The 15,154-nt window shown below is 69.4% G+C and carries 10 protein-coding genes; 7 read left to right on the forward strand and 3 right to left on the reverse strand.

Annotation, left to right across the window (positions count from 1 at the left end; all coding sequences use genetic code 11):
- Positions 1–2 precede the first annotated feature (2 nt).
- A complete protein-coding gene (locus tag ABD108_RS17730; protein WP_343930957.1) occupies positions 3–1,034 on the reverse strand; it encodes an adenylate/guanylate cyclase domain-containing protein in 1,032 nt (343 codons plus the stop codon).
- A 31-nt stretch (positions 1,035–1,065) separates the two neighbouring features.
- On the opposite strand from ABD108_RS17730, the gene ABD108_RS17735 reads away from it, so the two are divergent.
- Genes ABD108_RS17735 through ABD108_RS17745 form a run of 3 tightly spaced genes read left to right on the forward strand, consistent with a single transcriptional unit; the run spans position 1,066 to position 4,041 of the window.
- The gene (locus tag ABD108_RS17735) at positions 1,066–2,454 is read left to right on the forward strand and encodes an L-serine ammonia-lyase (protein ID WP_220656949.1); all 1,389 of its coding nucleotides are present in this window, start codon (positions 1,066–1,068) and stop codon (positions 2,452–2,454) included.
- 37 nt (positions 2,455–2,491) lie between these two features.
- The gene (locus ABD108_RS17740; protein ID WP_343930958.1) at positions 2,492–2,887 is read left to right on the forward strand and encodes an NUDIX hydrolase; all 396 of its coding nucleotides are present in this window, start codon (positions 2,492–2,494) and stop codon (positions 2,885–2,887) included.
- Positions 2,884–4,041, forward strand: coding sequence for a winged helix-turn-helix domain-containing protein (locus ABD108_RS17745; RefSeq protein ID WP_343930959.1), 1,158 nt, complete (start codon positions 2,884–2,886; stop codon positions 4,039–4,041). Before ABD108_RS17740 ends, ABD108_RS17745 begins: the two co-directional genes overlap by 4 nt.
- Here the strand turns inward: ABD108_RS17745 and ABD108_RS17750 are convergent.
- Positions 4,038–4,922 (reverse strand): Fic family protein, encoded by an 885-nt coding sequence (locus tag ABD108_RS17750; protein ID WP_343930960.1) that lies wholly within the window; start codon positions 4,920–4,922, stop codon positions 4,038–4,040. The genes ABD108_RS17745 and ABD108_RS17750 overlap by 4 nt on opposite strands.
- Before the next feature lie 9 nt (positions 4,923–4,931).
- Positions 4,932–6,467: an ABC-F family ATP-binding cassette domain-containing protein gene (locus tag ABD108_RS17755; RefSeq protein WP_343930961.1), complete on the reverse strand. Its 1,536-nt coding sequence runs from the start codon at positions 6,465–6,467 to the stop codon at positions 4,932–4,934.
- A 428-nt stretch (positions 6,468–6,895) separates the two neighbouring features.
- Here ABD108_RS17755 and ABD108_RS17760 point away from each other — a divergent pair, with 428 nt between their 5' ends.
- The 4 genes from ABD108_RS17760 to ABD108_RS17775 all read left to right on the forward strand — a co-directional run bounded on the left by ABD108_RS17760 (position 6,896) and on the right by ABD108_RS17775 (position 15,152).
- A complete protein-coding gene (locus tag ABD108_RS17760) occupies positions 6,896–8,191 on the forward strand; it encodes an ROK family transcriptional regulator (RefSeq protein WP_220656944.1) in 1,296 nt (431 codons plus the stop codon).
- Between the two features lie 417 nt (positions 8,192–8,608).
- Positions 8,609–8,941: a hypothetical protein gene (locus ABD108_RS17765; RefSeq protein ID WP_220656943.1), complete on the forward strand. Its 333-nt coding sequence runs from the start codon at positions 8,609–8,611 to the stop codon at positions 8,939–8,941.
- Positions 8,942–8,997: 56 nt separating this feature from the next.
- Positions 8,998–13,227: a hypothetical protein gene (locus ABD108_RS17770; protein ID WP_343930962.1), complete on the forward strand. Its 4,230-nt coding sequence runs from the start codon at positions 8,998–9,000 to the stop codon at positions 13,225–13,227.
- A gap of 5 nt (positions 13,228–13,232) precedes the next feature.
- Positions 13,233–15,152: an AAA family ATPase gene (locus tag ABD108_RS17775; protein WP_220656941.1), complete on the forward strand. Its 1,920-nt coding sequence runs from the start codon at positions 13,233–13,235 to the stop codon at positions 15,150–15,152.
- The last annotated feature ends 2 nt before the right edge of the window (positions 15,153–15,154 follow it).

Genomic DNA, 15,154 nt, shown 5'->3' on the forward strand with positions numbered 1-15,154 from the left:
GATCAGTCCTCGCCCGCGTCCGGCTGGCCGGACTCGCTCTCCTTGGGCTGCTTGGCCCACCGCAGCTGATGCGGATGCACCGCGCTGAAGCCGCGCGCCCGGTAGGCGCGCAGGCTCCGGGTGTCGAGATCGGGGACCTCGTTGATCGCCTCCGCGAGCTGACCGTCCACCAGCACCGTGCCCGGCCGCGCCGCGCTGGTGAGCCGCGCGGCGAGATTCACCACGCTGCCGAACAGATCGCCGTACCGCTGCAGCACCTCGCCGTACGCCATGCCCACGCGCAGTTGCGGGAACTCCAGGTCGATCGCGTCCAGCTCGGGGTACTCGTGCGGGGTCTGCAGCTCCAGCGCGATCCGTGAGGCCGCGGCGGGCTCGTCGGCCGCGAACATCACTTCGTCGCCGACGCCCTTGATGATCCATCCGCCGCCGCCGTAGATCACCGTGCGCATCCGGGTCTCGAAGGTGCTCAGCAGCGTGCTCAGTTCCGAGACCGCGAGGCCGCGGCTGAGCCGCGTGTAGCCCACCATGTCCGCGAAACCCACCGCCATGGTGGCGGTGAGCGCGCCCTCCTCATCGGCGGCGGGCGTCATGAGCCGCTGCGTGGCGGCGGCCAGGTGCCGCCGCCAGATGTGCGCCTGCAGGTTGTCCATCCGGTCGATCACCAGCGCCGCGCCGCGTGCCGGATCGGGATCGCCGGCGGCCTCCGCGTTCTCCAGGTAGTGCCGGATCATCGGGGCCTGCCATTCCGCGAGCCGGTACATCGCCTGGCCCAGTGCCTGCGATCCGGGGACCACCGCCTCGGCGTCCACCACCCCGTCGGCGAACAGCACCGCGAGATCGCGCACGATCTCGACGTCGTCGCGGGTGAAGGCCTTCGTATCGTCGTCCCGCAGATCGGCGAAGCCGGCCGAGGTCCACCAGGCACGGAGATCTTCGATGTCCATGCCGCCCTGCTCCGCCAGTTCGCGGAAGGTGTACTCGCGCGTACCCGGCAGTAGCAGCTCGTCGATGTCGAGTTCGCCTGCGTCGCCCATGCGACCACTCTATGGGGCCTAGGCTGGAAGGGTGACTATCAGCGTGTTCGAGCTGTTCTCGGTGGGTATCGGCCCGTCGAGTTCGCACACCGTGGGACCGATGCGGGCAGGCGCCGACTTCGCCGATGAGGTGGCGGCTTCCGGTCCCGAGGCGATGCGGTCGGTGCGGGCGGTGCACGTGGATCTGTACGGCTCGCTCGCGGCCACCGGGCGGGGGCACGGCACCTTCGCCGCCGTCCTGCTGGGGCTCGAGGGGCAGCGGCCCGAATCGGTCGATCCGGACTACGTCGCCTCTCGCAGCGCGGAGATCGACGCGACCGGGATCACCCGGTTCGGCGGGGTCGCCGACGTGCCGCTCAGTACGCAGCAGATCGTGCTGCACCCCTTGACGGTGCTGCCGCGGCACACCAACGGGATCCGCTTCCGGGCCGAGTTCGCCGACGGTGCCGTGCACGAGGCCGTGTACTACTCGGTGGGCGGCGGATTCGTGGAACGGGAGTCCGGTGCCGACACGGTGAACCCGCTGGCCGGGACCACCGCGGTGCCGCACGACTTCGACACCGCGGCAAGCCTGCTCGATCTCACCCGGCGCACGGGGCGCACCATCCCGCAACTGATGATGGATAACGAGATCGTGCTCCGCGGCGGCCCGCCGGAGAAGGCCGAGCGCGATGTGCGCGACGGGCTGCTGCACATCTGGACGGTGATGTGCGCGTGCATCGAGCGCGGCTTCCGTTCGGAGGGAACGCTGCCCGGCGGCCTCGATGTGAAGCGGCGCGCCCCGGGCCTGCACCGCAGGCTGGTCGAGACCGGCGAATCCGACGCCATGGACTGGCTCAACGTGGCCGCCATGGCGGTGAACGAGGAGAACGCCTGCGGCGGCCGGATCGTGACCGCGCCCACCAACGGCGCGGCGGGCATCGTTCCCTCGGTGTTGTACTACGCCTTGAAGTTCCGCCCCGGATTGGCCGAACGCGCCGAAGACGTGGTGTGCGATTACCTGCTGACCGCCGCCGCGATCGCCGTGCTCTACAAGCGGCGCGCCTCCATCTCCGGCGCCGAGGTGGGCTGCCAGGGCGAGGTGGGCTCAGCGTGCTCGATGGCGGCCGCGGCGCTGGCACAGGTCGCGGGCGCCACGCCGGCGCAGGTGGAGAACGCCGCCGAGATCGGCATCGAGCACAACCTGGGCCTCACCTGCGATCCGATCGGCGGCCTGGTGCAGATCCCGTGCATCGAGCGCAACGCCATCGCCTCGGTCAAGGCCGTGAACGCCGCGCGCATCGCCCTGCACGGCGACGGTACGCACCGGGTCTCGCTGGATCAGGCCATCGAGACCATGCGCCAGACCGGTGCCGACATGCTCTCCAAGTACAAGGAGACCTCGCTCGGCGGCCTCGCCGTCAACGTGCCGGAGTGCTGAGCGGAACCTGTCGGACCTCGTCGTTAGGCTTGGCCGTATGAACGTGCTGACGGTGGCGGCGGTGTGTTTCCGTGATGATGAGGGTCGGGTGCTCACGGTGCGCAAACGCGGGACCGACGCCTTCATGCTGCCCGGCGGCAAGCTGGAACCGGGGGAGTCGCCGATCGACTGCGCGATCCGCGAGATCGACGAGGAACTGGGCGTGCGGCTCACCGTCGACGATCTGACGCATCTCGTCTCGTGGCGCGGTCCCGCCGCGAACGAGGCGGACACCGATATCGAGTCCACCGTGTTCACCACCGGTCTGCGGGTGCAGCCGCAGGCGGCCGCCGAGATCGCCGAGGCGCGCTGGCTGGACCCGGCGGCCTACGGCGGGGTGACCATCGCGCCCATGCTGCAGCAGTACCTGTTCCCGCGGCTGACCAGCGCATGAGGATCAGCCAGCCGCAGGCCCGCCGCATCGCGCTCGCGGCGCAGGGCTTCGAGCCCGGATTCGCCGGCACCTCGACTCCGACGATGCGGCAGGTCCAGAAGACCATCGACCGGCTGCGGCTGATCCAGATCGACAGCGTCAACGTGGTCGCGCGCAGTCAGTACCTGCCGGTGTTCGCCCGCCTCGGTGCCTACGACACCGGCCTCCTCGATCGCGCGCGGGATGCGACGCCCCGCCGGCTCGTCGAGTCGTGGGCGCACGAGGCCTCCCTGGTGCCGCCCGCCACCTGGCCGCTGCTGCGGCACCGTCGTACCTCCGCGCGGGCGGCGGCGCGGTTCGCCAGCTATGACGATCGGCATCCCGGCCAACTGGACCGGCTGCGCGGCGCCCTCGCCGAGCTGCCACCGCTCACCGCCCGCGCGCTGGAGGCGCACCTCGAACACGAGCAGGTGGTGGAGAAGACCCACTGGGGCTGGAACTGGTCGTCGGTGAAGGAGGGCCTCGAGGTCCTGTTCCACACCGGGGAGGTCACCAGCGCCGGCCGCACCAGCCAGTTCGAGCGGCTGTACGCGCCGTCGTCGGCCGTGCTGGGCGAGCTCGCCGAGGTCGTGATCCCTGACGACCAGGCCTACCTGGAACTGGTCCGGCAGTCGGCGCAGGCGCTGGGCATCGGTACCGCGCGCTGCCTGCGCGACTACTTCCGGCTGTCCACCGCCCAGGCCATGCCTGCGATCGAGAAACTGCTGGCCACCGGGGAACTCATCGAGGTGGACGCACCGTGGTGGCCCGGAACCGTCTACGTGCACGCCGAGGCCAAGCGCCCGCGCGCGATTCACGCCCGCGCTCTGCTCTCGCCCTTCGATCCCGTGGTCTGGCAGCGCGAGCGTGCCGAGGCGCTGTTCGACTTCTTCTACCGCATCGAGATCTACACGCCCAAGGAGAAACGGGTGCACGGTTACTACGTGCTGCCCTTCGTCTTCGGCGATCGGATCGTGGCGCGCTGCGATGTGAAGGCGGATCGGAAGGCCTCGGAACTACTGGTGCACTCCACGAGTTGGGAGCCGGGTGGCCGCGACGCCGCGTCGGAGGCCGCGTTGGAGCAGACGGTCGCTCAGATGGCGGGCTGGCTGGGGCTGGAGAGCTACCGGCTCTAAACGGCCACGTGCAGTGGGCCGGTGATCGCGGTGAACACCGCGAACAACGGATGCGCATCCGGCCGGTAGTGGCCGAAGTCGGGAGCCGAGCGGCGGGACGCGGTATCCCACTGCTTCTTGGTGACCGCCGAATAGTCGAGCCGGTACCCGGCTTTCGCCGCGAGCACCTGCAGCAGCGTCTTCGACGATCTCCCGTTGCCCTCCCGGAACGGGTGCGCGCAGTTGAGGTAGGCGTACGCCTCGGCCGCCTGCCGCGCGTAGTGCTGCCGGTCCCGCTTCTCGCCCAGTAGCTCGATCGGCTGATGCGGGAGGCGGTGGTTGAGCATCTTCGCCGCGTCGCCGAGGTAGCGGCCTATCCAGTTCGAGTGGAACGTGGTGTGGCCCAGCGCCATATCGTACTTCCGGAAGACTCCGGCCCAGGGATACAGCACGCCGAACAGGGTGCGGTGGATCAGCGACAGATGGCCTCCGTCGAAGGTCTCGGGAAGCGTGGTCAGGCCCGTCTCGATGCCGAACTCCTGCGCGGTTCCCACCTCGAACTCCAGCTGTCGCAGGGCCTCCGGGTCGCGAATGCCGAAGCGGTTCCGCAGCACCCGGGTATCGGGGTACACGGTGTCGGGGAAGCCCGCCGGGTGGTCCACGCAGTCCGGTGCGCCCAGTTCTGTGGCGGCCGCCAGTGCCCGCTCCACGGCCTCGTCCACGTACCGCCCCAGCGGCACCGCACCATCGGCCATCGCGGCGAGCCGCTCGACGTCCACGACCGTGGGCGCCCACCCCTCCAGGATGCTGTTCGCGATGGCGCCGTGCAGCGACGCGGCCCGCCCCGCGGGCAGACCGCGGAGCGGGCCGGCGAAGTCCCGGAGCGGTCGCGCGGCTGACATTCCCGCAGCTTATCGCGACACGACGGCCTCGCGCGTGAGGTCCAGGAGGTCGAGGAAGCCGCGGTCGTGCGAGACCACGACCAGAGCGCCCGCCCAATCCTTGAGTGCTTCGACCAGCAACTCGACGGAGGGGATGTCGAGGTTGTTGGTCGGTTCGTCGAGGACCAGGAGCGACGGTGCCGGATCGCCCAGCAGGGCGATCGCGAGCGCGAGTCGCAGTCGCTCACCTCCGCTGAGGGTGCCCACGATCCGCTCGGATTGCTTCCCGCGGAACAACATCCGGGCCAGCGCGGCGTAGGCCTGCTGCGCGTCCAGGTCGGGGTGCGCGGCCCGCACCGCATCGATGAGCGTGCTCTCCTCAGCGCCGTCGAAGCGCACGTCCTGCGGCACGTACCCGATCACGGTGGGCGTGCTCGCCTCCCGCGCCGCCGCGATCGCTCGGCGCAGCACCGTCGTCTTCCCGGCACCGTTCGGGCCCACGAGCGCCACCCGCTCGGGTCCGGTGACCTGCAGTTGCGGATCGTCGAGCTGGGTGCGGTGCACCCCGGGGCCCGGCTCGGGCATCGCGATCCGGACGGACCGATCGTCGCGGACGGCCTCCTGTGCCTGGTCGAGCGCGTCGCGCGCGGAATCCACCCGGCCCTCGTGCAGGACGCGGTGCTTGCCCGCGGAGACCTCGGCCTTCTGTTTGAGCAGCCCCGCCAGGATCGGCGGCACGCGCTTCTGCGCCTCCGCCTTGTCGGCGTACCGCTTTCGTTTGGCGAGCTTGGTCTGCGCCTCGGCGAGGTCGCGTTTCTGCGCCTTGAGATCGACCGAGGCCGTGGTCACGGCCTGCTCGGCCGCGGCCTGCTCGGCGTCGAGCACCTCGCGGTAGTGCGAGTACGGCCCGCCGAACACCCGCACGGCGCCGCGGTACAGCTCGACGGTGGTCGCCATCCGCTCCAGCAGCGCGAGATCGTGGCTGACCACGACGACTGTTCCGGAGAACCGGTCCAGTGCGTCGTTGAGCAGATCGCGGGCGCGGCTGTCGAGGTTGTTGGTGGGCTCGTCGAGCAGGAGGGTGTCGGGTCGGCGCAGCAGCTGGCCGGCGATGGCGAGCAGTGTGGCCTCGCCGCCGGACAGTGTCCCGACGGTGCGGTCCAGCGCCCCGAGCCGCAGGCCGAGCCCGTCGAGGGTGGCGATCGCGCGCTCCTCGATGTCCCAGTCGTCCCCGACGGCGTCGAAATCGGACGGGTCGGCGGACCCGTCCTCGATCCGGCGCAGGGCGGCCACGGCGTTGCCGATCCCGAGGGCGTCGGCGAGGGTGTCGCCGGATTGGGCCTGGGGGTGCTGCGGGACGTACCCCACTACACCGGCCCCGCTCACCGATCCTGAGCTGGGAGTTATCTGACCTGCGAGGATCCGGAGCATCGTGCTCTTACCGGCGCCGTTCGCCCCGACCAGCGAGGCGCGGCCCGCCGGAATGGTGAAGCTGAGGTCGTCGAAGACGGGAGTGCCGTCCGGCCAGCGCAGGGAGAGGGCGGAAACAGCAAGAGGGGTAGCCATGAATGCTCCTTGAGGTCCGAGGGGGCCGCGCGGCACGAAGGGTGCGGGGCGACGAGGTCAGGGACGTCTCAAGACAGCATGGCGAGCAGTTTAAACACGCTTGCTGCGGGTTCGCACGTGATTTTCCGAGGGCGGGAGTGTGATGTACGTCCCATACCGGCGTGCGGTGCTTGTGCGGTGGTCGGTGCGCGGTGCTACCTTTTGAACCATGTCCGGGAGTCTTGAAGGCCATCTGCGCGTCGGTTATGAGACCGTCGCGCTGGGCTGCCGTCTCCCCATGGTTCGCGTGCACTGTCGAATGTGTTGCGGCTGAGCGCTTTCCGCTCGCATTCTCGCCGGCTTCGTAGCCGATTCATTCGATATCTCCATATCTCCGCCACGTTTCGGGTCGATCCGTACCCAGTGGCGCACGCACCCCTCGAGGAACCATGACCGTCGTTGATCTTCCTGCCACTTCCGCCGCGTCGAACCGTGCCGCGCAGGCCCGCGCCGGACGTGCGCACAACCCCCTGACCAGGGCCGCCGACCGGGCGCCGCGCACCGCCGCACCGGCCCGGGTGTTCCCCCCGCAGCTGCGGGTGTCCGAGAAGCCGGCTGCCGCCGTGCTCCGCGTGATCCGTCGCGGCGGACTCGTTCTGCGCGACGAGATCGTCCGTGAGACCCAGCTCTCGGCAGCCACCGTGAACCGCCAGGTCACGGCCCTGATCGAGGCGGGCCTGGTGCGGGAGCGCGCCGATCGCGCCGCGAGCGGTGTCGTCGGTCGTCCGCGTCTGCCGCTCGAGGTCGATCCCACCGGCCCGCTGGCGCTGGGAATCCACATCGGCTTCCGGGTGAGCACCGTGACCATGCACGACGTGTCCGGCAAGATCGTGGGCGCCATCCAGATCCCCACGCCGGAGAGCGGCGAGCCCGGCGAGGTGCTGTCGGTGATCGCCACCAGTGCCCGACGGTTCCTGGCCCGCTGGGACGGCCGCACCATCCTCGGAGCCGGCATTGCGATCGGTGGCCGCGTGGACGACCGCGGTGTGGTGGCCGACCATCCGCGCCTGGGGTGGAAGGACGTGACCCTGGGGGAGCGTCTCTCGGGCGCGATCGGTCTGCCCGTGACGGTGGCCCCGCACGTCGAGGCCATGGCCGCCGCCGAGCTGCACCTGTCCGAGGCGCTGGAGTCGCAGGGTTCGACCCTGTACTTCTACGGTCGCGAGACCGTGGGCGTGGCGCTCGCGCTGCATGGCGCGGTGCACTCACCGAAGTCCGGTCCGCACACGATCGGGCACCTGCCCACGCGCAACATCGAGCTGCTCGATCCGCGCGGCACGGGCCGGCTCGAGGACGCGGTGACGGATACCGCGGTGGTCGAGGCGGCGCAGGCGCAGAAGCTGGCCGTGCGCACCGTCGCCGATCTGCACAAGCTGGCCGAGACCGGCAACGAGACCGCCAAGGCGATCATCGCCGAGCGCGGCCGGGTGCTGGGCGAGGCCGCCGCGCTCGTGGCCGACATCTTCAACCCCGACCGCCTGATCCTGGGCGGCCAGGCCTTCACCGACTACCCGGCGATCCTGCCGCACGTCTCCGCGGCCCTGAAGGCCACGTCGGCCGAGCCCGGTCGCTCCGTGCGGGTCAGCGGTGCGGGCGGCCGCGTACAGCAGCAGGCGGCCGGTGCCGCCGCGCTCGACGGTGTGTACACCGATCCGCTGGGAGCCATCGCGCGCGCCACCGCGTAGCACCGTCGTCGCTCGGACCCGGGCCCCGCCGCACTCCTGTGCGGCGGGGCCCGTTCGTCGGTGCCGGACGTCCGCGAACGGCTCCGGAGAATGGCATCAGGGCGGATGTAATTCGCGACGGAAATCGGGCGTCGTCAATGATTCAGGAATTCTTCATACTTTGTTTCGCAACGCATCAAAATGGAACGTGTTCGAGTGGGTGAACTGGGAAAACTGTGAACCCTCCCCGGTTGGAGTGGAGTCGGGCGCGGCGCCGCAACACATGGCGGTGGCTGACACTTAACCTGCGTCTCAGTTGCGATCTCAAATGGCAAAATTCAAAACAACAAATCAGCACTCAAGGTGGTACATTATTTTGCGACAATGAAGCCAGCCGGTACATGAGTGCCGGGTATGCGTCGTGAACGGGAGGGTGGCATGGGTACCGAGACGGTCAACTCCGTGGCGCCGGGGCAGAGTATCGGTGCGCGCGCGATCGAAGCGCGGGCGGCTGTTGCGACGGCGCATTTGCGTTCCACCGTGACATCGATCAGTTCCGCGGTGGACCCCACCAGCGCACACGGCGCGCGAATCACCTCCGCGATCGATGGCCTGGTCGCCGGTGTCATGCCGGAGCTCGAGGCTGCCGAATCGATGCTTCGTGGCGATAACGGCTCCCAACACGATGGTCGGTCCGCACTGGGCGGCTATCAGTCACTGCGATCCGTCGCGCGGGCGTCTGCGCACCGCGGCGCCGGCATCTATTCGTGACGGCGGGGAGCGAACTGCGTGAACACGTGCATTCATCCTGACCGGGAGGTGGCGCGGTGATCGACCGTCCCGACACTCCCCACGCCGATGTCCTGCTGGACGGCATCTGGGAAGAGGAGATCACTCCCGACGATCTGGCCTCGCGGTCGCTCTCGGCGGCCCAGGCATCGTCGTACGCCTTCCGTGTGGCCAGTGAGGGCACTGCCGCCACGGCCCAGCTCGAGGGCGAGGTGCACGAGTTCCTCGAATCCGAGACCGGGACCTGGGCGAAGAGCTTCATCGGCATCGTCCGGGTCGGCGAGTCCCTGGTGCACGTCTCCCGCGCGCTCGGTGAGATGGCGCGGAACCTGCAGCAGGTCAATCTCGAGCAGTCGGAGATCGTGCAGCAGGTCGAGGCGGAGATCGAAGCGCTGGAGCGTGCCCTCGAACTCCAGGGCGAGGATCCCACGCCGCAGATCGAGGCGTTGATCGCGGACGGGCGGGCGAAGGCCACCGAAGCCGCGGCGCGGATGGCCGTCAGTGAAGTGGAGCTGTCGCAGCCCAACGACCTCGACGAGAGCTTCATGGCCTTCGGGCGCGTGCCCGGAGCCAGCGCCACGTTCCAGGCCGCCGTGAAGGCCAGCGGCAACGTCAAGCCGCCCCCGAGTCGCGCTGCAGCGGCACAGGACGCTTTCGCGGATTCGATGGACGACACCGAGGCGCCCCGTCTCAACGGCTTCGCATTCGGCCGAGCGCCTTCGACCAATGGTGTGAACGGGGTGAACGGCACCGGGGTCGTCAACGGCGTGAACGGGACGGCTCACACCAACGGGACGGCTCACACCAACGGGACGGCGCGTCCGAACGGCGAGGCCGTCAACGGTGACGCGACCGCGCCGGCCGTCAACGGATTCTCGTTCGGCCGGATTCCGATGGTGAACGGCACGCACGCGCCGTCGACCCCCGTGGAGAACGACCTCCCCGTCTCCGGTGACAAGCCCGTGCCCCCAGCCGCTCCCGTGGAACCGACTGATCCGCCCAACGGCACCGCCGTCGGGAGGGTTCCGTCGGGCAACGGAACGAATGGATTCTCACGTACCTGGGCCAGCCCCGACGACACCCCTGCCCGCGGCGAGGGGTCGACCCCGGTGGTTCCGCCCACGCCTCCGGTTACCAACGGCAACAACGGGTCCGGTCCGATCACCTTCATGTCCTTCGGTCGCGTGCCGTCGGCCGACGGTGCCCCCTGGTCTCCGCCGACCGGCCCGACGACCGGGCCCGTGCCCGTGGTACCCGCCGGTGCCGCGGCGATGCCCCTGTTCGGGGCCGGGGCGGGTGCCGACGACGAGGCGTCGACCGGCGAGACCGACGAGACCGTGGATGGGCCGGTTGCCGAATCGTTCCCGACGGGCCCCGTCGCCGCCTCGGCCGAGTCGGCCTCCGCGCAGGCACCCGCTCGTGACCATGACGTGGAGCCGGAACCGCTCACCGAGGGAACGGCAGAGGAGTACGACGCCGCTGCCGCGCTGGTCTCCGGATTCCTGTCCTTCGGCCGCGTGCCGGGTGGGACGAACCCGCCCTCCGGTGAGTCGCAGGTCGAGGCCGTGGATCGGGTGGAGGCAAACGCCTCCGAGGTTGTCGCCCCCGAGGTCGTCGCCCCTGCGGCGTCTGTCGCGGAGACAGTCGCAGACGAGACCGATCAGGATTCGTCGGTCGACGCTTCGGCGACCGACGTCGAGAACGACGCCGAACCCGACATCGACGAGGGCACAGTCGAATCCGATGCCCCGGATGTCGATGAGGTCGAACTCGTCGATGTGGATTCCAGTGCCCTGATTAACGGCTTCATGTCGTTCGGCCGCGTCCCGGGCGCTGCCCCGTGGGATCGCGACACCGAGCCGCCCCAGTCGGAACTCTCGGAATCCGTTGCGGTGGAACCGGATACCGAGTCGGCCGATCACGGTACGGAATCCGACGATGCCGTCGACGCCACTGAGATCGCAGACGTCGCGCCGGCCGAGCTCGACGAGCCGGCGAGTGAGGTCGACGAGGTTCGGGACGCGGTGCTGGTCGAGGCCGATCAGCCTGTGCGCCTTGCCGAGAACGACGAGCGCCTCGTGCATCCGACGGAGATCGATGAGATCGCCGAGCCGGAGGTTGACACGGAATCCAGCGCGGACGACGCATTGACCGTCGAGTCGATGGATGTCGAAGCGGTCCCGGATGCGGTTGATCTCGCGATCGAAAACAGTTCCGAGGCTGTCGATTCCGTTGTCGATGATGTCGAGGAAGACGATCGACCGGACTCTGAAAACCTCGCCGATGCCTCCGCCGACGAGGCCGGGAGTCACGACGGTCTGGTGGAGACGGAGTCCGCGCCGTCCGTGGCCGACGTTGACGAGGACGCGGTCGATCCGACCGCCGATGTCGAGGCGGAATCCCCAGTAGCGCTCGCCGAGACCGATGCGCCGGATCCCGACGATCACGCGGTGGGCGAGGGGGATCCGGAGAACGACGAGGAGCCCGCTCCCAGTCCGCTCGCAGGCATCGCGATCGTGCCGGTCGGGTCGCTCGTGACCGCGCCCGCCGAGGACGTAGCCGTCGACGACGAGGCCGACGTGCTCATTGCTGACGGCACCGCCGGCCCTGACACCGATTCCGCAGAACGTTCCGATTTCGTTGACGATCCGGAGCCGGTCGAAGACCATCCTCTGGAAGCGGAAGCGGAAGCGGAAGCGGAAGCGGAAGCGGAAGCGGAAGCGGAAGCGGAAGCGGAAGCGGAAGCGGAAGCGGAAGCGGAAGCGGAAGCGGAAGCGGAAGCGGAAGCGGAAGCGGAGCTCGAAGCTGTTCTGGATGCTGACGCAGCGGCTGATGTCGATGTGGAAGCTGATCCAGAGGCGGATGCCGAAGTCGAGTCGGAGCATGAAGCGGGTCTTGCCGCCGATGACGAGCTCGACGCCGCGGTAGTCAGCGACCCTCTCGCAGAGGCAGAGGCAGAGGCAGAGGCAGAGGCAGAGGCAGAGGCAGAGGCAGAGGCAGAGGCAGAGGCAGAAGTTGAAGCCGCGCTGGAAGCTGAAGCAGCGGTTGATACCGATGTAGACGCCGAGCCGGAGGCGGAAGCCGAAGCCGAGCTGGACGCGGATACGGAAGCGGACTCCGAGGCCGAAGCTGAAGCCGAGCCGGACGCGGATCGTGCCGACGATGCCGACGTCGATCCGGCGGCGGTAGTCAGCCATGGTCTCGCTGAAACCGAGGCGGAAGCCGAAGCGGAGGCAGAGGCCGAGGTAGAGCCGCACGCCGAGGTCGAAGCCGTTGCGGAGGCCGGTACCGACGCAGAGCCGGAACCAGCGGTCGAGGCCGCCGCCCCGGCGGACGATGCGCCGGAGCGGATCGCGCGCCCCCGTGTGGTCGCGACGGGCCCGATGATCTTGGGGCGTTCCCGCCCCGAGGTCATGCCGCTGTCCCCGGCCCTGCAGCGAGTGCGCGACGTGGTCGCATCGATCGCAGGCACCCTGGCCGGCGGACCGCACAGCACGGAATCCGGATTGCACTGGGCCGCTGGGCTGCTCGTGAGCCCCACCGAGGAGATCGTGGTGGTCACCTCGTCCGACGCCGGCTGGCTTCCTCCCCGCGTACTGATCCCCGCGGATGTCCGCGTGCTCTGGAACGTTCCGGGGTCGCACCGCTGGGCAGCCGTCGACGATCCGGTTCGCGGTCTGCTGGAATACGCGCAGGACCGCGGTTACCTGGTCGAAGCCGTCGCCACCACCCACCCGAGCCGGGCGTACAGCCCCGTCGTCGCAGGGAACCTCGTGGGCGTCACGCGCGTCGGCCCGGTCATCCCCGGCGGACTCAATCGGTTCGAGGCCGTGGTCTCGCCGGTCCGGCGTGACCACATCCGGTCGCTGTCGCCGGTCGAGGCCGCCCGTCAGACTCGCGCACTGCTCCGGGACCTGGAGCAGATGCCGATCGCCGCGGAGAACGCGATCGGCTTCGAACTCGCGCGGACGGACGCACGCCGATTCCTCGACAGCCATACCGAGATCCCGCTGCCCCTCCTGGAGCAGCTCCACATCGACGACGAGGCGCTCACGGACGCGCTGTGCCTGGGCCGGATTCCGGCCCGCGCCGACGACCTGGGACAGGAGCCCCCGGAAGCCGAACAGTTGCGGGATCGACTGCTGGAGCGGGCGGTTCTCGCCGCCACGATGGCGGCCTGCTACTTCGACGTCGAATCCGCGGTGTACGCATGGACATTCGCCAAGTTCCTCGCGAGCCAGCGACCAGGAACGCCCGGGACGACCTAGGGACAATGACACAGACGATTCCGACAGCGCAGCGGTACTTCTCGCTGGGGCTGCGTTCCCTGACCACGCGCGGCGACACAGCCGAGTCCGCGACCGCCTTCCGGCTCGCGGTCGACGCCGACCCCTCCATGTGCGACGCCTGGATCGGCCTCATGGCCGTCGACAAGTCGCAGGCCGGCGATCCGGAGGCGGCCCGCGGAGTGCTCACATCGGCCCGCAACTTCGGAGCCGAACTCCGGCGGAACGGGCTCACCGTGGACCCCGCCGACGGAGCCCTCGGCCTGAAGTCACCGGTGCACATGGGCGTCGTCGAACTCGGTATGCCCGTGACCGACGCGATCTATGCGCGCGCCGGCGCCGCCGTCGTCCTGGCGCAGGCGGGTTTCCTCGCGGAGGCCGCCGAGGAGTTGGCCAAGCTGCAGCGCGAGGTGGGCCCCGAGTCGCCCGCGCAGCGGAACTACATCCGCTACCTGTGGATCTGCCTCCTCGGCCTCGCGCATCGCTGGCCCGAGGTACTGGCCACCGTCGCGGACAGTCGCGAGCCCATGTGGATCTCACCCGAGACCGACGGTGCCGTGCGCTTCTGGCAGCTCGGCGTCACCGCGCTGACGGCGCGGGCGCTGGTGGGCACCGGCGACGCGCACCAGGCGCTGTCCGCCACCAAGAACGCCCTCGGTAGCGAGGAGTTCAAACTCGTCCAGGCCAGTTTGATCGTCACCCAGGCGTACGCGCTGCGCGCCACCGGTGAGGAGGAAGCTGCCACCAAGCTGTTGCGTGACGCCCGCGCCTGGATCGCCTCGCGGCCCGATCTCGATCACGCGGCCGCGGGCGGGGTGCTCGAGGTGGTGACCGCCGAATCGATGAACACCCGCACCGATCCCTGGGACCCCACCTCCGGCACCACCGCCGAACAGATCGAGCAACAGAGCCTCGATCGTCGCCGCGACGACGTGCTCGCCGAGGCATGGCGCGAACTCGACGGGCTGGTGGGCAGCCCGGACGTGAAGGCGCAGATCCGGCGTCTCGCATCGAAGGTCGAAATGGACCGGGAGCGCCAGGAACTCAGCGAGGAAGCCGGCGAGGAGTACAGCGAGGAGGAGATGCGGCTGTCCGCGATCATCTCCGGCCCGCCCGGCACCGGTAAGACCACCGGCGTGCGGATCCTCGCCAAGCTGTACTACGGCCTCGGTGTGATCGCGCGTCCCGAGGTCTACGAACACCAGCCCAGCGACATGATGACGGGCTACGTGGGGCAGGCCGGCATCCGCACCAACAAGCTCATCGACGAATCGCGCGGTGGGCTGTTCTTCCTCGACGAGGCGTACGGCCTCGTGGCGGGCGACGGCGAGGATCAGTCGTCCCGGTTCGGACGCGAGGCGCTGGAAGTCCTGCTGGCGCGCATCGAGAACGAGGGCGATAAGCCGCTGCGCGACAAAGTGGTCGTGGTTCTGGCCGGGTACGACGACGACATGAACCGCCTGCTCCAGGTGAACCCCGGTCTGCCGCTGCGCTTCCCGACGCGCATCGCGTTCGCCGCGTTCACCCCCGAGGAACTGGTGGAGATCGCCGAATCCGTGGCGGTACGGTCCCGGGAGGAACTCGGAGCCGGAGTGCGGGAGTTCCTCCGCGACAGCAACCGTCGTCTCGCACAGGTCAGCGCACTCGACCTCAAGGGACGGCTGTGCAACGGTATCGATCTGATGTCGAACGCGCGATTCATGCGCACCGTGATCTCCACGGCGCGCGGATTCCGCGACTTCAGAGTCAGCGCGATCGACCGTTCGGCACTCAGTTCCGATGAGCGCCGCGCCCTCCTGCGCACCCTGGAACTCGACGATGTCCGGCTCGCCTACGAGGAGACGCTGCGGGTGTCGCCGAACTTCCCCTGGTCCGAATGGCACCTGCTCGAAGACTGGGAGAGCTGACC

It is taken from the genome of Tsukamurella strandjordii, assembly GCF_039525985.1.
GTDB classification, from domain to species: Bacteria; Actinomycetota; Actinomycetes; order Mycobacteriales; family Mycobacteriaceae; genus Tsukamurella; species Tsukamurella strandjordii.

Bases quoted from the DNA above. Each gene is read 5' to 3' on its own strand.
- ABD108_RS17745 (WP_343930959.1), top strand. From the start codon at position 2,884: ATGAGGATCAGCCAGCCGCAGGCCCGCCGCATCGCGCTCGCGGCGCAG.
- ABD108_RS17775 (WP_220656941.1), top strand. From the start codon at position 13,233: ATGACACAGACGATTCCGACAGCGCAGCGGTACTTCTCGCTGGGGCTG.
- ABD108_RS17765 (WP_220656943.1), top strand. From the start codon at position 8,609: ATGGGTACCGAGACGGTCAACTCCGTGGCGCCGGGGCAGAGTATCGGT.
- ABD108_RS17740 (WP_343930958.1), top strand. From the start codon at position 2,492: ATGAACGTGCTGACGGTGGCGGCGGTGTGTTTCCGTGATGATGAGGGT.
- ABD108_RS17750 (WP_343930960.1), bottom strand. From the start codon at position 4,922: ATGTCAGCCGCGCGACCGCTCCGGGACTTCGCCGGCCCGCTCCGCGGT.
- ABD108_RS17730 (WP_343930957.1), bottom strand. From the start codon at position 1,034: ATGGGCGACGCAGGCGAACTCGACATCGACGAGCTGCTACTGCCGGGT.
- ABD108_RS17755 (WP_343930961.1), bottom strand. From the start codon at position 6,467: ATGGCTACCCCTCTTGCTGTTTCCGCCCTCTCCCTGCGCTGGCCGGAC.
- ABD108_RS17760 (WP_220656944.1), top strand. From the start codon at position 6,896: ATGACCGTCGTTGATCTTCCTGCCACTTCCGCCGCGTCGAACCGTGCC.